16 protein-coding genes are annotated in these 16,139 nt (G+C 59.7%); 14 read left to right on the top strand and 2 right to left on the bottom strand.

Going from position 1 to position 16,139, the window contains the following annotated elements:
* Positions 1–45: 45 nt before the first annotated feature.
* Positions 46–3,243, bottom strand: a complete 3,198-nt coding sequence (gene rne, locus ACKPCU_RS14140) for a ribonuclease E (protein WP_321347640.1) — start codon at positions 3,241–3,243, stop codon at positions 46–48.
* Positions 3,244–3,915: 672 nt separating this feature from the next.
* Here rne and rluC point away from each other — a divergent pair.
* The 3 genes from rluC to sppA are packed head-to-tail and all read left to right on the top strand — an operon-like array spanning position 3,916 to position 6,552.
* Positions 3,916–4,881 (top strand): 23S rRNA pseudouridine(955/2504/2580) synthase RluC, encoded by a 966-nt coding sequence (rluC, locus tag ACKPCU_RS14135; RefSeq protein ID WP_321347638.1) that lies wholly within the window; start codon positions 3,916–3,918, stop codon positions 4,879–4,881.
* A complete protein-coding gene (locus tag ACKPCU_RS14130) occupies positions 4,868–5,539 on the top strand; it encodes an HAD-IA family hydrolase (protein WP_321347636.1) in 672 nt (223 codons plus the stop codon). The genes rluC and ACKPCU_RS14130 overlap by 14 nt, the downstream gene beginning before the upstream one ends.
* 44 nt (positions 5,540–5,583) lie before the next feature.
* Entirely contained in the window at positions 5,584–6,552 is a 969-nt protein-coding gene (gene sppA / locus ACKPCU_RS14125) for a signal peptide peptidase SppA (RefSeq protein ID WP_104737783.1), read from the top strand.
* 2 nt (positions 6,553–6,554) lie between these two features.
* On the opposite strand, the gene ACKPCU_RS14120 is transcribed toward sppA, so the two are convergent.
* Positions 6,555–7,133: a Maf family protein gene (locus tag ACKPCU_RS14120; protein WP_321347633.1), complete on the bottom strand. Its 579-nt coding sequence runs from the start codon at positions 7,131–7,133 to the stop codon at positions 6,555–6,557.
* A gap of 209 nt (positions 7,134–7,342) precedes the next feature.
* On the opposite strand from ACKPCU_RS14120, the gene ACKPCU_RS14115 reads away from it, so the two are divergent.
* From ACKPCU_RS14115 to ACKPCU_RS14065, 11 genes are all read left to right on the top strand, one after another.
* On the top strand, positions 7,343–7,786 hold the full coding sequence (locus ACKPCU_RS14115; protein ID WP_170063013.1) for a YceD family protein: 444 nt from the start codon (positions 7,343–7,345) through the stop codon (positions 7,784–7,786).
* A 19-nt stretch (positions 7,787–7,805) separates the two neighbouring features.
* On the top strand, positions 7,806–7,988 hold the full coding sequence (gene rpmF, locus ACKPCU_RS14110) for a 50S ribosomal protein L32 (RefSeq protein WP_104737630.1): 183 nt from the start codon (positions 7,806–7,808) through the stop codon (positions 7,986–7,988).
* A 36-nt stretch (positions 7,989–8,024) separates the two neighbouring features.
* Positions 8,025–9,005 (top strand): phosphate acyltransferase PlsX, encoded by a 981-nt coding sequence (plsX, locus tag ACKPCU_RS14105; RefSeq protein ID WP_407651860.1) that lies wholly within the window; start codon positions 8,025–8,027, stop codon positions 9,003–9,005.
* 86 nt (positions 9,006–9,091) lie between these two features.
* On the top strand, positions 9,092–10,030 hold the full coding sequence (gene fabD / locus ACKPCU_RS14100) for an ACP S-malonyltransferase (protein ID WP_104737628.1): 939 nt from the start codon (positions 9,092–9,094) through the stop codon (positions 10,028–10,030).
* A 10-nt stretch (positions 10,031–10,040) separates the two neighbouring features.
* Complete coding sequence (gene fabG, locus ACKPCU_RS14095) at positions 10,041–10,781, top strand: 3-oxoacyl-ACP reductase FabG (RefSeq protein WP_321347625.1); 741 nt, start codon at positions 10,041–10,043, stop codon at positions 10,779–10,781.
* A 171-nt stretch (positions 10,782–10,952) separates the two neighbouring features.
* Positions 10,953–11,189, top strand: a complete 237-nt coding sequence (gene acpP / locus ACKPCU_RS14090; RefSeq protein WP_088275384.1) for an acyl carrier protein — start codon at positions 10,953–10,955, stop codon at positions 11,187–11,189.
* 199 nt (positions 11,190–11,388) lie between these two features.
* Entirely contained in the window at positions 11,389–12,630 is a 1,242-nt protein-coding gene (gene fabF / locus ACKPCU_RS14085; protein WP_104737626.1) for a beta-ketoacyl-ACP synthase II, read from the top strand.
* Positions 12,627–13,457: an aminodeoxychorismate lyase gene (gene pabC, locus ACKPCU_RS14080; protein WP_104737625.1), complete on the top strand. Its 831-nt coding sequence runs from the start codon at positions 12,627–12,629 to the stop codon at positions 13,455–13,457. The genes fabF and pabC overlap by 4 nt, the downstream gene beginning before the upstream one ends.
* 2 nt (positions 13,458–13,459) lie before the next feature.
* Positions 13,460–14,512, top strand: a complete 1,053-nt coding sequence (gene mltG, locus ACKPCU_RS14075) for an endolytic transglycosylase MltG (protein ID WP_407651859.1) — start codon at positions 13,460–13,462, stop codon at positions 14,510–14,512.
* A complete protein-coding gene (tmk, locus tag ACKPCU_RS14070; RefSeq protein ID WP_321347621.1) occupies positions 14,509–15,141 on the top strand; it encodes a dTMP kinase in 633 nt (210 codons plus the stop codon). The genes mltG and tmk overlap by 4 nt, the downstream gene beginning before the upstream one ends.
* Positions 15,134–16,129, top strand: a complete 996-nt coding sequence (locus tag ACKPCU_RS14065; RefSeq protein WP_104737623.1) for a DNA polymerase III subunit delta' — start codon at positions 15,134–15,136, stop codon at positions 16,127–16,129. Before tmk ends, ACKPCU_RS14065 begins: the two co-directional genes overlap by 8 nt.
* The last annotated feature ends 10 nt before the right edge of the window (positions 16,130–16,139 follow it).

The raw sequence follows: 16,139 nt of genomic DNA, 5'->3' as shown, positions 1-16,139 counted from the left end.
ATAAAAAAAGGGGATGCAATGCATCCCCTTTTTCGTGGCTGACTATCAGGGCTTGTCGCCCTCGGTCAGCTCAGGCTTGCGAGGAGCTTCCTCTGCGTCAGTCTGCTCCGAAGCTTGCTCTGCTTTTGCTTCAGTTTGCTCGACCTCTTCAGCGGCGGCCGTTTCCGTGCTCGCGGTGGTTTGCTCTTCAGTTGCGCTGTCGAGCAGACCGACCTGCCGAGGTTGGCTCGGTTCGGCGGGGGCTTCAACCGTCGGAGCCAGCTCAGAAGATTCTGCTACGGTCTCTGCTGTTTCGGCTGGAGCCGCTTCTACAGCTTCAGCTTCCTCTGGCTGGGCCTGTGCAGCTTTTGCTGCCTCGGCTTCGGCCTGGCGCTTTGCCTCAAGTTGGCGCTTGCGAATTTCGCGTGGGTCGTTGTAGGCACGGCCACTTTCGGTCAGCGCCGGGATGGTGGTTTCAGCTTCAACAGGTTGCTCCGCAACAACATCGGCCTTGGGCTCTTCCGCTGCTACTGGCGGGGTCGCCTCAGTGTCCGCTTCGACGACCACTTCGGCTACTTCGGTCGTAGCGGCAGGGGCGGTTGGCTCGGCAGCTTGCTCGTCCGCTGCGGCTTCGCTGGCGGCCGGTGCCTCGACGCTCTCTGCTGGTGAGTCGGCCGGCGTGTTTGCGGCTTCGGCCTCGACCTCTGTTTCCTTCGGTTGGGCCTGGCTGAACGCTTCGACTGCGGTTTCGATGGAGGCTTCGACCTTGGTTACTGCCTCGGTCAGGCCGGTCTCGACCGGTGTCTGTACGTCTGCAACATCGTCTGCGCTTTCTTCTGCCGCTTTCTTCTCGACTGGCGTTGCTGCTGCCTGTACGGACTCAGTTGCGGCGACGGTTGCTGTGGCCGCTACTGGTTCGGCACTGCTTTCTGTTGCGGCTGTTTCGGTCGCTTCGTTGTTGCCATCTGCATCGGTAGCGCCTTCGCTCTGCGGGCGGCGGCGGTTGTTGCGGCGACGCTGGCTGCTGCGTGAGCGGCGTTTCGGACGCTCACCTTCGGCGCCGTCGCTGTCCGCGCTGGCAGCTTCGTTGGTCACATCAGCCACGTCTGCGGCGCTGACCTGCTCTTCAGTCTGCTCGGCCTGCTCAGGTCGCGGCTGTTGTGGACGGCGCTCACGCTGCTCGCGAGGCTGGCGCTCCTGGGTGTTGTCCTCACGGTTGCCGCGTTGGTCTGCTTCGACAGCGGCGGGGGCTGCTGCTGAGCGACGGCGGCGACGTTGCTGGTTGGTACCTTCGCTGCGCGTTGCTTCAGTATTTTCTGCTTCGCTGCGTTCGGCGCGCGGCGGTTGCTGCTTGCGCTCGCTGTCCTGACGGTTGCCGCGCTCGTTGCGCTCGTTGCGCTCAGTGCGTTCGCCTCGTTCGGCGCGCTCACCACGTTCACTGCGGTCGCCGCGCTGACGGCGGTTGCGGTTGTTGCGGCGCTCGTCTGCGTTGCGGCTGCTGCGCTCGCGCTTGCGCTCGGTGCTCGGCTGCTCTTCCTGCTTGGCCGGCTCTTCCGCGGGTTGCTCGCTGGCGAACAGGCCCACCAGACTCTTGATCAGACCCTTGAACAGGTTCGGTTGGGCAGCTTGAACCGCTTCAACGGCAGCCGGCGGAGTCGGCGCAGGGCGTGCCGGGGAGAGTGCCTTGACAGCGGCTTCCTGGCGGACAATGGCGCGGGTCTGGCTGACCGGGGTCGGCTCTTCCACTTCGACTGTGCTGGTCGCGTTATAGCTGGTTTCGCCGTTGAGTACCGATTCGTGGTCGTCACGCAGGCGCTGAACGTCGAAGTGCGGGGTGTCCATGTGCGGGTTCGGCAGAACCAGTACGCGAACACGGGTGCGGGCTTCGGTCTTGGCCAGCACATCGCGCTTTTCATTCAGCAGGAAGGTAGCAACCGGCACCGGCACATGGGCGCGGACTTCGGCGGTGCGTTCTTTCAGTGCTTCTTCTTCGATCAGGCGCAGAACAGACAGCGACAGGGATTCGACATCGCGAATGGTGCCGCGGCCATTACAGCGGGGGCAAACGATACCGCTGGTTTCACCCAGCGACGGACGCAGGCGCTGACGGGACATTTCCAGCAGACCAAAGCGGGAGATCCGGCCTACTTGTACGCGGGCGCGGTCGGCTTCGAGGCTTTCACGGACACGCTCTTCAACTGCACGCTGGTTCTTGGCCGGAGTCATGTCGATGAAGTCGATGACGATCAAGCCGCCGATGTCGCGCAGACGCAGTTGGCGAGCGATCTCTTCGGCCGCTTCCAGGTTGGTCTGCAGCGCGGTTTCCTCGATATCGCCACCCTTGGTTGCGCGGGCGGAGTTGATATCGATGGAGACCAGTGCTTCGGTGTGGTCGATCACGATGGAACCGCCGGAGGGCAGCTTCACTTCGCGTTCGAAGGCGGTTTCGATCTGGCTTTCGATCTGGAAGCGATTGAACAGCGGTACGCTGTCTTCATACAGCTTCACCTTGCTGGCGTACTGCGGCATCACCTGGCTGATGAAATTGAGCGCTTCTTCCTTCACGGTTTCGCTGTCGATCAGCACTTCGCCGATGTCCTGGCGCAGGTAATCGCGGATGGCGCGAATGATGACGTTGCTTTCTTGGTAGATCAGGAAGGGCGCGCTGCGCTCGGCGGAGGCGCCTTTGACTGCGTCCCAGAGTTGCAGCAGGTAATCCAGGTCCCATTGCAGTTCTTCAGCACTGCGGCCCAGGCCGGCAGTGCGCACGATCATGCCCATGTCGGCAGGCACGTTGAGGCTGTTCAACGCTTCGCGCAGTTCGTTGCGCTCTTCGCCCTCAATGCGGCGGGAAATGCCACCGGCACGCGGGTTGTTCGGCATCAGCACTAGATAGCGACCGGCGAGGCTGATGAAGGTGGTGAGGGCGGCGCCCTTGTTGCCACGTTCTTCCTTGTCGACCTGGACGATGACTTCCTGGCCTTCTTTTAGAACATCTTTGATGTTGACGCGACCTTCAACCTGTTTGGAGAAGTATTCGCGGGAGATTTCCTTGAGCGGGAGAAAACCGTGGCGTTCGGAGCCGAAGTCGACAAAGGCGGCTTCCAGGCTGGGTTCAACGCGGGTGATACGGCCTTTGTAGATGTTGGCCTTTTTTTGCTCGCGGGCGCCGGACTCAATGTCCAGATCGTAGAGGCGCTGGCCGTCTACCAGGGCGACACGCAACTCTTCGGGTTGAGTTGCGTTAATGAGCATTCTTTTCATGAAGTACCGTTGTGTTTCCGATGCTTTCCGGTCTACACGGGCACGGCACCTGCGACTCTCTGGTTCGGTGTCAGGTGTGTTTCTGTCATCGGCTAAAGGCCGAGATGCAGAGTTCACATCGCCATGTTCTGACGACAGTTCATTCTGTTACAGCTACTGCATACAGAGAAACTGCTTCTGGACCCCCGGCAGAACGGTTCTGGCGGGCGCGGCAGCGGGTGGCTGCCGGAAGGGGCTCTAGGGTGTCAGCGCATTGTCTGCGGGGGCCTTCGAGCCATACAGCCGTCGCACCTGGCGCGGCTGCCGGGAATCCTTGGGGAGGAATCAGCTGGACTGGGGACGGGGACACGCTGTTTGGCAAGTGTCTACGCTCGTCACATCATCCTGAAGCTGTGCATCTCCACCTAAACACGTACCCATCTGAATCGGGTGCCGCTCCGTTGTTGGTCGGTAGCGGGTTAATGTTCTGGCCTTCATCACGATGGCCAGGGTGTAAACATGAGCCCTGTCGGCGGCGGGTGTTGCCTGCTGCGACCGGGCTGCATGTAGTTGTTTCTGGGGTTTGGCAGGTGGTTTTGACCTGGGATCCCCGGCTGCAGAATCGGCAGCTCGCCGGACTATAGCAGTATTTTTTAAGTGCTTCAATTGAATGAAAAATTGTATGATGCACCGATGAAAAACACCTCTCCAGAACTGCCTGCCCAGGTTCAATTCGATGATATCTCCGCCGACCAGGCGGGGCAGCGCATTGATAATTATCTAATCACCCGCCTAAAGGGCGCGCCCAAGACACTTGTCTATCGCATTTTGCGCAAGGGTGAGGTGCGGGTGAACAAGGGGCGGGTCAAGCCGGATTATCGTCTGCAGGCGGGTGATCAGTTGCGCATCCCGCCGGTGCGCTTGCCTGCGCCAAACGAGCCGGTGCTGGTCGGGCAGGGCATTCTCAATGCGCTTGAACAGAATATTTTGTTCGAGGACAAGGGGATTATCGTGGTGAACAAGCCGGCTGGTCTGGCGGTTCATGGCGGTAGTGGTCTGCATTTCGGCGTCATTGAAGCGATGCGCCAGTTGCGCCCGGACTGTCCGCAGATGGAGCTGGTTCACCGGCTGGATCGCGATACCTCTGGTTGTCTGATGATTGCCAAGAAGCGCAGTGTGCTGCGGCATCTGCATGCGGCGCTGCGAGGTGATGGTGTCAACAAGCGTTACTGGGCGCTGGTGCGCGGGCGCTGGCCAGGCTCGACGAAAAAGGTGCATGCGCCTTTGCAGAAAAATAACCTGCGCTCCGGCGAGCGCATGGTCGAAGTGGACCCGGCTGGCAAGGAAAGTCTGACCGAGTTCAAGGTGCTGCAGCGCTTTGCCGATTACGCCACTTTGGTTGAGGCGCGGCCGATTACGGGGCGTACCCACCAGATTCGGGTGCACGCCAAGCATGCGGGGCACCCCATTGGTGGGGATCCCAAGTACGGTGATGACGACTTCTCTCGCGAGCTGCGTGAGCTGGGTGGCAAACGCCTGTTTTTGCATGCCCGCTCGTTATCGGTGGAAATGGCTGATGGCAGTATGCTGGAAGTTGAGGCTGAGCCGGGAGCTATGTGGAACGATACGTTGCGCAGGTTGGTCAATGCCGGTAATTGATACGCTGATCTTTGACTGGGACGGCACTCTGGCTGATTCGGTGGGTCACATCGTTCGTGCCATGCAGGCGGCGGCGGAGGCGGTCGGGCTGAATGTGCCCAGTGCGCACGCGGTGCGCGGCATCATCGGTTTGGCGCTGCCGGAGGCTGCAGAGGTACTGTTTCCGCGAGATCGCCACCTCGCGGCTGCGGTGGTCGAGGCCTACAGGGATTTCTATCTCTCCGGTGAACAGGTTCCTGTCGGGCTGTTTCCTGGTGTGCGTGAGGCGTTGGATGGCTGGCGTGAGCAGGGTTTTCAGTTGGCAGTGGCGACCGGTAAAGGCCGCAAGGGCTTGGCTCGAATTCTCGAGCAGCACCAGATGCTAGATTACTTTGATGCTACCCGCTGTGCCGATGAGTCGGTCAGCAAGCCGGATCCGACGATGTTGCATCAGTTGGTTGGTGAGTTAGATACGTCAGCGTCTCGCGCGTTGATGGTTGGTGATAGTGGATTCGATATTCAGATGGCGCATAACGCCGGGATGCGCGCGCTGGCAGTCAGTTATGGTGCGCAGTCGAAGGAGCAGTTGCTCGCCTTGTCGCCGCTGCACTGCATTGATGAGTTTGCCGAGCTGCCGGTTTGGTTGCGAACTCAAGGTGTTGTGGCGGCGCATAAATAGACAGAGAGGATGTGATGGATCGGGATCGCTGGACTGAGGGTGAGATGGTTGCGTCGGCAGGCTCGAAAGGTGCTAATGAAGACGCCAAGGCATGGAAGCTGCTGGAGAAAACGCTTACTGCGTCGCTGCAGGAGCAGCGGCGTTCGCGTCGCTGGGGGATCTTCTTCAAACTGCTGACTTTTACCTATCTGTTTGTGGCGCTGCTGCTAATTTCGCCGCTCGGCCGGCTCGGCTCGGCCGCGGCGGTAGGTCCACATACGGCGGTCATTGAGGTGCGCGGGGTGATTGCTGATCAGGAGGAGGCTAGCGCCGACAATCTGGTGGGGGCTTTGCGTGAGGCTTTCGAGGACGAGAATACTAAGGGTATTGTGCTGCGCATCAATAGTCCGGGCGGCAGTCCTGTGCAGTCCGGCTACGTATACGACGAAATCAAGCGTCTGCGCGCACTGCATCCCGATGTGAAGGTGTATGCGGTGATTACCGATATCGGCGCCTCGGGTGCGTATTACATCGCTTCTGCTGCAGACGAAATTTACGCCGACAAGGCTAGTTTGGTGGGCTCCATTGGGGTAACCGCGGCCGGCTTCGGATTTGTCGGTACCATGGACAAGCTGGGTGTTGAGCGGCGCACTTACACCGCCGGTGAACACAAGGCCTTTCTGGATCCCTTCCAGCCGGAAAAGCCTGATGAGCGCGCCTTCTGGCAGCAGGTGCTGAACACCACCCATGAGCAGTTTATTCGCAGCGTGCGTGAAGGGCGTGGTGATCGCCTGAAGGAAACGCCGGACATGTTCAGCGGCCTGGTCTGGTCGGGCGAACAGGCGCTGGAGCTTGGTTTGATTGATGGGCTTGCGAGCACTTCTGCGGTGGCGCGTGATGTTATCGGTGCCGATGAGCTGGTCGACTTTACCCGCCAGGAATCACCGCTGCAGCGTTTTACCCGCCAGCTGGGTGCTAGTGCCGGGGCGGAACTGGCGACACGTCTTGGGCTGGAGGGGCCGTCGCTGCGCTGACTTCAGGGCAGGACCAGGCCTTCTTTTGCTAGCATGGCGCGCAGGCGGATCAGTGGGAGCCCGATCAGGCTGGTCGGGTCATCACCCTGCATGCGGGCGATCAGGGTGATGCCGTAGCCTTCCGATTTGAAGCTGCCGGCACAGTCATAGGGTTGTTCCTGGCGCAGGTAGCGCTCGATTTCTTCTGCTTGCAGGTCACGAAAGGTGACGTGCACGGGCTCGATGCAGGTTTGCTCGTGACCGGTTGTGCTGTTGAGAACGCAAAGGGCTGTCGAGAAGGTCAGTGTGCGGCCGCTGCTTCGGGTCAGCTGGTCGACCGCTGCGGCATGGTTTAGCGGTTTGCTGACGGGCTCGCCGTCAAGCAGTAGTACCTGGTCCGAGCCGATGATCAGGTGGTTGCTGAACTGGTTGCGCAGTGCTCGGGCCTTGGCTTGCGCCAGGCGTTGGGTGAGTTGCTCGGCAGATTCGCCGGGTTGAGGTGTTTCGTCGATATCTGGTGAGGCGCACTCGAACGGCTGCTGAAGACGTTCAAGCAAGCTCTTGCGATAAGGTGAGCTGGAAGCAAGAACCAGTTTTGGCATGGTGTATCTCCGTGGTGGTGAGGCGTTTATGGTAGCCGCTGCGATCATCCTTGCGCGAGCCGCCGAACGGCATGCCCAAGGGCTTAAATAGTTTTGACAGGCGGGGCTTGTGCCCCTAGAATTGCGCGCTTATGTCTGGAACCATACCCTCGCACATTGAGCCGGCTCGACTGGTTGACCGCAGAATTACGCTGAAAGGCGTAGTGAAGGTGGGCAGTCTTGAGCGTTTTGCGGCGGTGTTGCAGGCCGCAACTGGAGAGGTTCAGGTTGAACTGTATTTCTCCCGGGATGAGCAGCGTATAGCAACCATGCATGGCCACTATCAGGTTGATGCGCCGTTGCTGTGTCAGCGTTGTCTCGAGCAGGTTGTTGTGCCGATCGACAGTGAATGTGATGTGGGTTTTGTAACGAGCGATGAGGCAGCCAAGCAGCTTCCTCGTCACTATGAACCGGTTATTGTGGGTGAGGAACCGCTCGATCTGTTTGCGCTGATCGAGGATGAACTGCTTCTGGCTTTGCCTGCAGTTCCGATGCATCCGCAACAAACATGTCAGCATCCGCCAGGGTATCGCCCTGAGACGGCGGAGCTGGAGGAAAAGTCTGAGAAGCCTAATCCTTTCAGCGTGCTGGCCAAATTAAAACGCGATACCTGAGCTTAGGAGCTTATTAGTCATGGCTGTTCAGCAGAACAAAAAGTCCCGTTCCGCACGCGGCATGCGTCGTTCGCATGATGCCCTGTCCGCCGCCGCCTTGTCCGTTGACAAGACCACTGGTGAAACTCACCTGCGTCACCACGTTTCTCCTGACGGTTTCTACCGTGGTCGTCAGGTGATCAACAAGGACAACGACGAATAAGTCTTGTCCACGTCAATCCGCATTGCGATTGATGTGATGGGCGGGGACCGTGGTCCCCGCTGCATTATCCCCGCTGCGCTGCGCAGTCTCTCGCTGTATCCCTCCCTGCACATTACTCTGGTTGGCGCTGCCGACGTTGTCGAGCCGTTGCTGGCCGATGCTGATTTCGATCGTCTTTCGTTCCGTCCTGCCCGAGAGCAGATTCTTGCTGATGACCCGCCTGCCAGTGTGTTGCGCGGCAAGCGCGATGCATCCATGCGTATCGCTCTGGAGCTGGTTCGTGACGGCCAGGTTGATGGTTGTCTGAGTGCTGGTAATACCGGCGCGCTGATGGTCTTGGCGCGCGCGGTCCTGGGTACGCTTGAGGGTATCCGGCGACCTGCAATCATGGCTGCATTGCCTGTGTCCGGGCGGTTATGTCATGTGCTTGATCTGGGCGCGAATGTGGATTGCCCGGCCGACCAGCTGGTTGAGTTCGCGATCATGGGCGCTGCTGCTGCGGCCGAGCTGAGTGGAGACTCAGCGCCACGGGTCGGATTGCTCAATATTGGCAGTGAGACGCATAAGGGGAATCGTCAGGTTCGCGAGGCGGCCGCGCTATTGCAGGCCTGTCCGGCGCTGAACTACGTTGGCCCGATTGAAGGTGATGGGTTGTTTCGTGGTGAAGCCGACGTGGTGGTCTGCGATGGCTTTGTCGGTAACGTGCTGCTTAAGGCGAGCGAGGGTGTGGCGGGTTACCTGCAAGCTGAGCTGCGTAGTGCGGTCGCGGGCAGTTGGCTGTTGCGCTGGTTGGCGCCACTGGTCCTGCATGCGACCCGGCGCACACGTGAACGGCATGATCCAGCACGTTACAACGGTGCCAGTCTGCTTGGTTTGCGCGGGGTAGTAATGAAGAGTCATGGTGCCGCTGATGAGGGTGCGATACTGGCAGCCATCGGGCATACCGTGAGGGCGTGCGAGGCGCGTTTGCCGGAGCGCATCGCTGGTCGTATACGCGAATGCAGGTCGACGCTGTGACCTCGGACGCATGGTTGGCATCCAAATTCCAATGTCACACGCATGTGTCTAGACTCTCTGCAATCTTTTGATAACAGGATGATGTTATGACTAACTCCCTTGGCTTTGTATTTCCCGGTCAGGGCTCGCAGTCCGTTGGCATGCTCGGCGAATTGGCTGAGCAGCACGCGATTATCAAGGACACCTTTGCTGAGGCATCCAGTGCGCTGGGTTACGACCTCTGGGCGCTGAGCCAGAATGGTCCCGAAGCTGATCTGAATCGTACCGATCGCACCCAGCCGGCAATTCTCACTGCGTCCATCGCACTATGGCGTCTGTGGTGTGCCGAGTCTGCAGTGCGTCCCGGATTTGTGGCTGGCCACAGTCTGGGTGAGTACTCGGCGCTGGTCGCTGCCAATGTGCTGGATTTTGCCGATGCTGTACGTTTGGTTGAACGTCGCGGCCAACTGATGCAGCAGGCTGTGCCCGAAGGGCAGGGCAGCATGGCGGCCATTCTGGGGCTGGAAGATCAGCAGATCATCGATATCTGCGCTGCAGCGTCGCAAGGCGACGTGGTGAGTGCGGTCAACTTCAATGCACCCGGTCAGGTAGTGATTGCCGGTCAGGCTGATGCGGTTGCTCGTGCAATCGACGGCTGCAAGGCTGCCGGTGCCAAGCGTGCGTTGCCGCTGCCGGTCAGTGTGCCGTCGCACTGTGCGTTGATGCAGCCGGCTGCTGAGCAGTTGGCTGCTGATTTTGCCGCCCTTAACTGGCGTGCTCCGGAACTAACCCTGGTGCAAAACGTCAACGCTCGACCGGCCTCTGATGTTGCTGCGCTGCGCCAACTGCTGGTGGAGCAGCTGTACAGCCCGGTTCGCTGGGTTGAGTCGGTTGTCTACATGGCTGAGCAGGGCGTGACCGATCTGGTTGAATGTGGTCCGGGCAAGGTGCTGGGTGGTCTGAACAAGCGTTGCGCCAAGGGCGTCAACAACCACAGTCTGGAAAGCGTCGCGGGTTTTGAAGCATCCCGCGCGCAGTTTGCTTGAGGAGCGAGACATGAGTCTGGAAGGAAAGGTTGCACTGGTCACCGGTGCCAGCAGAGGGATTGGCCAAGCTATCGCCCATGCGCTGGCTGCTCAGGGTGCGGTGGTTGTGGGTACGGCGACCAGCGAAGCGGGTGCTCAGGCTATCGCGGACAAGCTGGCCGAAGCGGGCTACAAGGGTACCGGGATGAAGCTTGATGTACGTGATGCTGAGTCCATCAGTGCGGTGCTGGCGGCGATCACCGAGGCTTACGGTGCACCCGCGATTCTGGTCAATAATGCCGGTATCACCGCCGATAACCTGCTCATGCGCATGAAAGATGATGAGTGGGATGATGTGATCGGCACCAACCTCAGTTCAGTCTACCGTTTGTCCAAGGCCGTTCTGCGAGGCATGACCAAGGGGCGCTGGGGGCGTATTATCAACATCAGTTCCGTCGTGGGCTGCATGGGTAACGCTGGCCAGTCCAATTACGCAGCAGCCAAGGCGGGCATGGAGGGCTTTACCCGTGCGCTCGCCCGCGAAGTGGGTTCGCGTGCCATTACTGTGAACGCAGTAGCACCGGGCTTTATTGACACTGACATGACGCGTGCGCTTAATGACAGCCAGCGTTCGGTCATGCTGGAGCAGATTCCGCTCGCTCGCTTGGGTCAGGCTGAAGAAATTGCTGCGGCTGTGGCTTTCCTGGCAAGCGAAAGTGCTGGCTACATTACCGGTGCTACACTGCCGGTCAATGGTGGCATGTACATGTAATTCATCGCTGTGACGGCATGCGCTGGCACAGCGTGAGTTCCAACGGGTGGAAGCCGCAGGCTTTGACCTCTTTGCGTCAGAGACGATTCGCGCTTGAAACCAAGAGAATTGTTTCTATAAACTACCCGCAGTCCGGCTTCTCGGAACTGCAAATAGGAGTGAGAACAAGGTATGAGTACCATCGAAGAACGCGTCAAGAAAATCGTGGCCGAGCAGCTCGGTGTCAAAGAAGAAGAAGTAACCAACAGTGCTTCTTTCGTTGAAGATCTTGGCGCTGACTCCCTGGACACCGTGGAGCTGGTGATGGCTCTCGAAGAAGAATTCGAGACCGAGATTCCGGATGAAGAAGCCGAGAAGATCACCACTGTTCAGGAAGCTATCGACTACGTGAACGCTCACCAGAAGTGATCGCGTAGCCTGCTTGCAGGACATCAAGAAAGCCGCAGTACTGGTTTCCAGGCTGCGGCTTTTTTGCATCTGGATGTTTGTACCTGTCGGGCACGCCGCTGTTCGTGTTGCCGATAACGGCATTTGCACGGACAATAGGGCGATTTTGCGCAGGCGCTGAGCCTGTGGCGCTTTTCACGAGTTGAATAAGGAGTATGCCGTGTCGCGCAGACGCGTCGTTGTAACTGGTCTGGGTATGCTGTCGCCGCTGGGTAATACCGTTGAGAGCAGTTGGCAGGCAGCCTTGGCGGGCAAAAGTGGCATTAGCCAAATTGAACACATGGATGTGAGTGCCTTCGCGACCCGCATCGGTGGCTCTGTCCGCGATTTCGAAGTAGAGCTCTACATGGCAGCAAAGGAAGCGCGCAAGCTGGATCTGTTCATTCAGTACGGTCTGGCCGCGTGCATCCAGTCGATTCAGGATTCTGGTTTGGAAGTGACCGACGAGAACCGTGATCGCATCGGTGTTGTCATGGGCTCAGGTATCGGCGGCCTGACCAATATCGAGAAAAACTGTGAGCAGTTGCTGAACAGTGGGCCTCGCCGTATCTCTCCGTTCTTTGTGCCCGGCTCGATCATCAATATGGTTGCCGGCTATCTGTCTATTCAGTATGGCCTGCAAGGCCCGAACTACGCGCTGACCACCGCATGTACCACCGGTACTCACAGTATTGGTATGGCGGCACGCAACATCGCCTATGGTGAGGCCGATGTCATGGTCGCTGGTGGTTCCGAGATGGCCACCACCGGTCTGGGACTGGGTGGGTTTGCTGCCGCGCGCGCCATGTCGACTCGCAATGATGATCCGCAGGGTGCCAGCCGTCCTTGGGACCGTGAACGTGATGGTTTCGTGCTGTCTGACGGTGCCGGTGCCATGGTGCTGGAAGAGTATGAGCACGCCAAGGCCCGTGGCGCGCGTATCTACGCCGAGCTGGTCGGTTTTGGTATGAGCGGTGATGCCTACCATATGACAGCGCCGCCAGAAGACGGTCGCGGTGGCGCCAAGTGCATGGTCAACGCGCTCAAGGATGCCGGTCTCAATCCGGATGAAGTGGATTACATCAACGCACACGGTACCTCGACCCCGGCGGGCGACATCGCTGAGACCTGCGCAGTCAAATCGGTATTCGGTGCGCACGCCAGTGAATTGGCGATCAGTTCGACCAAGTCGATGACTGGACACCTGCTGGGCGCCGCCGGCGCGGTAGAAGCGGTCTTCAGTGTGCTGGCGCTGCGTGATCAGGTGGCACCGCCAACCATCAATCTGGAAAACCCGGACGAGGGATGTGATCTGAACTACGTTGCGCATCAGGCGCAGCAACGCAAGATCGAGGTCACGCTGTCCAACTCCTTTGGGTTTGGCGGAACCAACGGCAGCCTGGTATTCCGTCGCTGCGAATGAGCCAACTGACACCAGTGGCGACGACATGGGTAAACGGGCAGGTTGCTGATAACCTGCCCGTTACTGATCGCGGACTCGCCTACGGTGACGGTTTGTTCGAAACCCTGCGTGCGAGTCATGGCAGCTTGCCGCTGCTGTCGTTACACCTTGAGCGTTTGCAGCGCGGGTGTAGCGCACTGCGGATCCCTTTTCAGGGAGAGCGTATTGAGGCAGAGCTCAACATGGCTGCGTCTGTGGTGGGCGACGGGGTGGTCAAACTGGTGCTCACCCGCGGTAGTGGTCAGCGCGGTTATGCCATGCCTGTCGATGCGGTACCTACTCGTATCCTCGCCATTTCGCCGTTGCCGGTATACCCGGCAGATCGCCGCGACGGTATTCGGCTTTATTCCTGCGCAACGCGATTGTCTGACCAGCCGCTGTTGGCTGGTATCAAGCACCTCAATCGACTGGATCAGGTGCTTGCACGCAGCGAGTGGCAGGACCCGGCGTTCGCTGAGGGGCTGGTCTGTGATCAACAGGGGCAGGTTATCGAGTGCACGATGAGCAACCTGTTTGCCCGCGTTGATGGGCAATGGGTCACGCCCGACCTTGGCCGTTGTGGTGTACAAGGCGTGATGCGCGAGTATCTGTTGGCTCGGTTAGTCGAGCGAGGAGAGCCGGCGGCTGTGTCGCGGCTTGGTCTCGGCGCGCTGCATGAGGCGGATCAGGTGTTGTGCTGTAACAGTTTGATTGGTGTCTGGCCGGTCGTGCGGCTGGGCGACCGGGTCTGGCAGGTGGGTGATGAAACCCGTCTGCTGCAATCCCTGGCTGAACAGGTTTATCAGTGAAGATTTTTGGCAAGTTCTTGGTTGTGTCGCTTTTCCTCGTCATCCTGGCCGGCTTGACCGGCGGTGTGTGGGGGTTTCTCACCCTGCAGCGTGCGCTGCATCAGCCGCTGCAACTGAATGAGCCGCAGACGCTGGTGGTCGAGCCCGGTAGTTCCCCCGGACGGGTGTTTGCCCGGTTGGAGCAGCAAGGCGTGCTTGAGGGGGGGAGTTGGCTACGCCGCTACTGGCAGTGGCAGATGAAGGGCGCGGTGTTGCATGTGGGCGAGTATGCGCTGGAGCCTGAAATGACTGCGGCAGAGCTGTTGCACATGATGGAGCGCGGTGATGTCGTACAGCGTAGTTTGACCCTGGTTGAAGGCTGGAACTTTCGTCAGGTTCGGGGCGCGTTGCGCAACGCTGAGCAGTTGCAGCAAACCCTGCCGCCGGAAATGAGCGATGCAGAGGTGATGGCGGCTCTGGGGTATGAGGGCGAGCATCCGGAGGGGCGCTTTTTCCCTGACACCTATCAGTACACGCTCGGTATGAGTGATCGGGATATTCTGCAGCGGGCGCATGAGCGCATGGCGGTGGTGCTGGAGGAGGTCTGGGCAGGGCGTGATGAGGGCTTGCCGATCAGCTCTGCCTACGAGGCGCTGATTCTGGCTTCGATTGTCGAAAAGGAAACCGGTGTACCGTCCGAGCGTCCTGCGATTGCTGGCGTTTTTACCCGACGTTTGCGAATTGGCATGCGACTGCAGACCGACCCCACGGTGATCTATGGTCTGGGCGCGGACTATCAGGGCAACATCCGCCGGCGCCACCTGCAGCAGCCGACACCCTATAACACCTACGTGATTGATGGGCTGCCACCGACGCCGATTGCGATGCCAGGACGAGAGGCCATTGAGGCTGCGGTTCATCCGGCTGATGGCAACAGTCTGTATTTTGTCGCCAAGGGAGATGGCTCGCATGTGTTCTCCAATTCGCTGGCAGAGCACAATCGGGCGGTGCGGGCCTATCAACTCCAGCGTCGCCAGGACTATCGATCCAGCCCAGCTCCGGAGAGCACGCAATGACCGGTGTATTTGTCACCCTGGAAGGACCGGAAGGTGCCGGCAAGTCGACCAATCTGGCCTACATTGCCGACGCATTGCAGCGTGCTGGTTGTGAACCGTTGCTGACCCGTGAGCCCGGTGGTACGCCGATTGCTGAGCGGGTGCGCGGCATCTTGCTTGAACACCACGAAGAGCCAATGGACCCGGATGCCGAGCTGTTGCTGGTATTTGCTGCCCGGGCTCAGCATCTGAGTCGGGTCATCATGCCTGCGTTGGCGCAGGGGCAGGTGGTGATCAGCGATCGTTTTACCGATGCGACCTATGCCTATCAGGGGGGCGGAAGGGGGATCGACTCAGCCCGTATCGCTGCGCTCGAAACCTGGACTCAAGGTGCTTTGCGTCCCGACCTGACGCTGGTGCTGGATGTGCCGGTTGAGGTGGGGATGGCCCGGGCCAGAGCGCGCAGCGCACTTGATCGCTTCGAGAGCGAGCAGCGTGCATTCTTTGACGGGGTGCGTTCCACCTACCTTCAGCGGGCTGCAGACAACCCCGGGCGCTATCGGGTGATTGACGCAAGTGGTGAGTTGGCTCAGGTGCAGCGCGAACTCGAACCGGTGATCGAACAGGTTCTGGAGCGCTGGCGTGCTTGAGCAGGCAAAAACATCGCTACCCTGGCATAGTGCGCAATGGAGCGCGCTGGTCAGTCAGCCGCACTTTGCCCATGCCTATCTTTTCTGTGGCCCGTCGGGTGCGGGCAAGCGCGCCTTTGCCAGTGCCTTTGCCGCCTGGTTGATGTGTGACCGTCCGGCTGCTGAGGGCGCCTGTCAGCAGTGCCGCAGTTGCCTGCTGCGTCAGGCCGGGAGTCATCCCGATCTGCTGCTGATCGAGCCGGAAGAGGCGGGTAAGGCCATTCGCGTCGACGCCATCCGTCAACTGGTGGACTTCATTTCTCAGACCGCGCAACAGGGCGGTCGCAAGGTCGTAGTGCTGCACCCTGCTGAAGCCATGAATCAGAACGCGGCCAACGCGCTGCTCAAGTCACTGGAAGAGCCTACCGCCGAGACCTATCTGCTGCTGGTAAGCGATCAGCCAAGTCGTTTGTTGCCGACTATCCGCAGCCGGTGTCGGGTGCAACCGCTTGGGTTGCCGGCCGAACAGCCGGCGCAGGACTGGTTGCAGGCCGAGTTGCCTGACGTCGACGAGAGGCAGCGCAGGCTGTTGCTGCAGATGGCTGCCGGTGCGCCGCTGAAAGCGCTCTTGCTCAAGGAGCAGGACGCGATCGCGCAGCGCGAAAAGGTCGTCGAGGGTGTCAAGGCGTTGCTCAAGGGGCAGGTGTCGGCGCCCAAGCTGGCTGAGCAGTGGAACAGCGTTGCCCTAGACCTGCTGCTTGACTGGTTTGCTGCCTGGACGCTGGAGCTCCTTAAGCTCAATCAAGGCGCGCAAGAAATCGCAAACAGTGCTGATATGGACAAGGTGCTGGGCTATCTGGCGCCACGTGTTAGCGTGAGCGCGTTGCTCGATTGGCAGGATTGGCTGCTGCAACACCGTCGACAGTTCGACAACAAGGCCAACCTTAACCGTCAGCTGTTCCTCGAAAAGCTGCTCGCACGCTGGAAAGTGTTGGCCGAAAGGCGGTAATCTGGCCGCC

Origin of the sequence: Halopseudomonas oceani (genome assembly GCF_963677335.1) — a bacterium.
In the GTDB taxonomy this organism is placed as follows: domain Bacteria; phylum Pseudomonadota; class Gammaproteobacteria; order Pseudomonadales; family Pseudomonadaceae; genus Halopseudomonas; species Halopseudomonas oceani.
Note: the sequence above shows the minus strand (reverse complement) of the source record. Positions and strands in the feature narration are given on the sequence as shown.

Bases quoted from the DNA above. Each gene is read 5' to 3' on its own strand.
- rne (WP_321347640.1), bottom strand. From the start codon at position 3,243: ATGAAAAGAATGCTCATTAACGCAACTCAACCCGAAGAGTTGCGTGTC.
- rluC (WP_321347638.1), top strand. From the start codon at position 3,916: ATGAAAAACACCTCTCCAGAACTGCCTGCCCAGGTTCAATTCGATGAT.
- ACKPCU_RS14130 (WP_321347636.1), top strand. From the start codon at position 4,868: ATGCCGGTAATTGATACGCTGATCTTTGACTGGGACGGCACTCTGGCT.
- sppA (WP_104737783.1), top strand. From the start codon at position 5,584: ATGGTTGCGTCGGCAGGCTCGAAAGGTGCTAATGAAGACGCCAAGGCA.
- ACKPCU_RS14120 (WP_321347633.1), bottom strand. From the start codon at position 7,133: ATGCCAAAACTGGTTCTTGCTTCCAGCTCACCTTATCGCAAGAGCTTG.
- rpmF (WP_104737630.1), top strand. From the start codon at position 7,806: ATGGCTGTTCAGCAGAACAAAAAGTCCCGTTCCGCACGCGGCATGCGT.
- plsX (WP_407651860.1), top strand. From the start codon at position 8,025: ATGGGCGGGGACCGTGGTCCCCGCTGCATTATCCCCGCTGCGCTGCGC.
- fabD (WP_104737628.1), top strand. From the start codon at position 9,092: ATGACTAACTCCCTTGGCTTTGTATTTCCCGGTCAGGGCTCGCAGTCC.
- fabG (WP_321347625.1), top strand. From the start codon at position 10,041: ATGAGTCTGGAAGGAAAGGTTGCACTGGTCACCGGTGCCAGCAGAGGG.
- acpP (WP_088275384.1), top strand. From the start codon at position 10,953: ATGAGTACCATCGAAGAACGCGTCAAGAAAATCGTGGCCGAGCAGCTC.
- pabC (WP_104737625.1), top strand. From the start codon at position 12,627: ATGAGCCAACTGACACCAGTGGCGACGACATGGGTAAACGGGCAGGTT.
- tmk (WP_321347621.1), top strand. From the start codon at position 14,509: ATGACCGGTGTATTTGTCACCCTGGAAGGACCGGAAGGTGCCGGCAAG.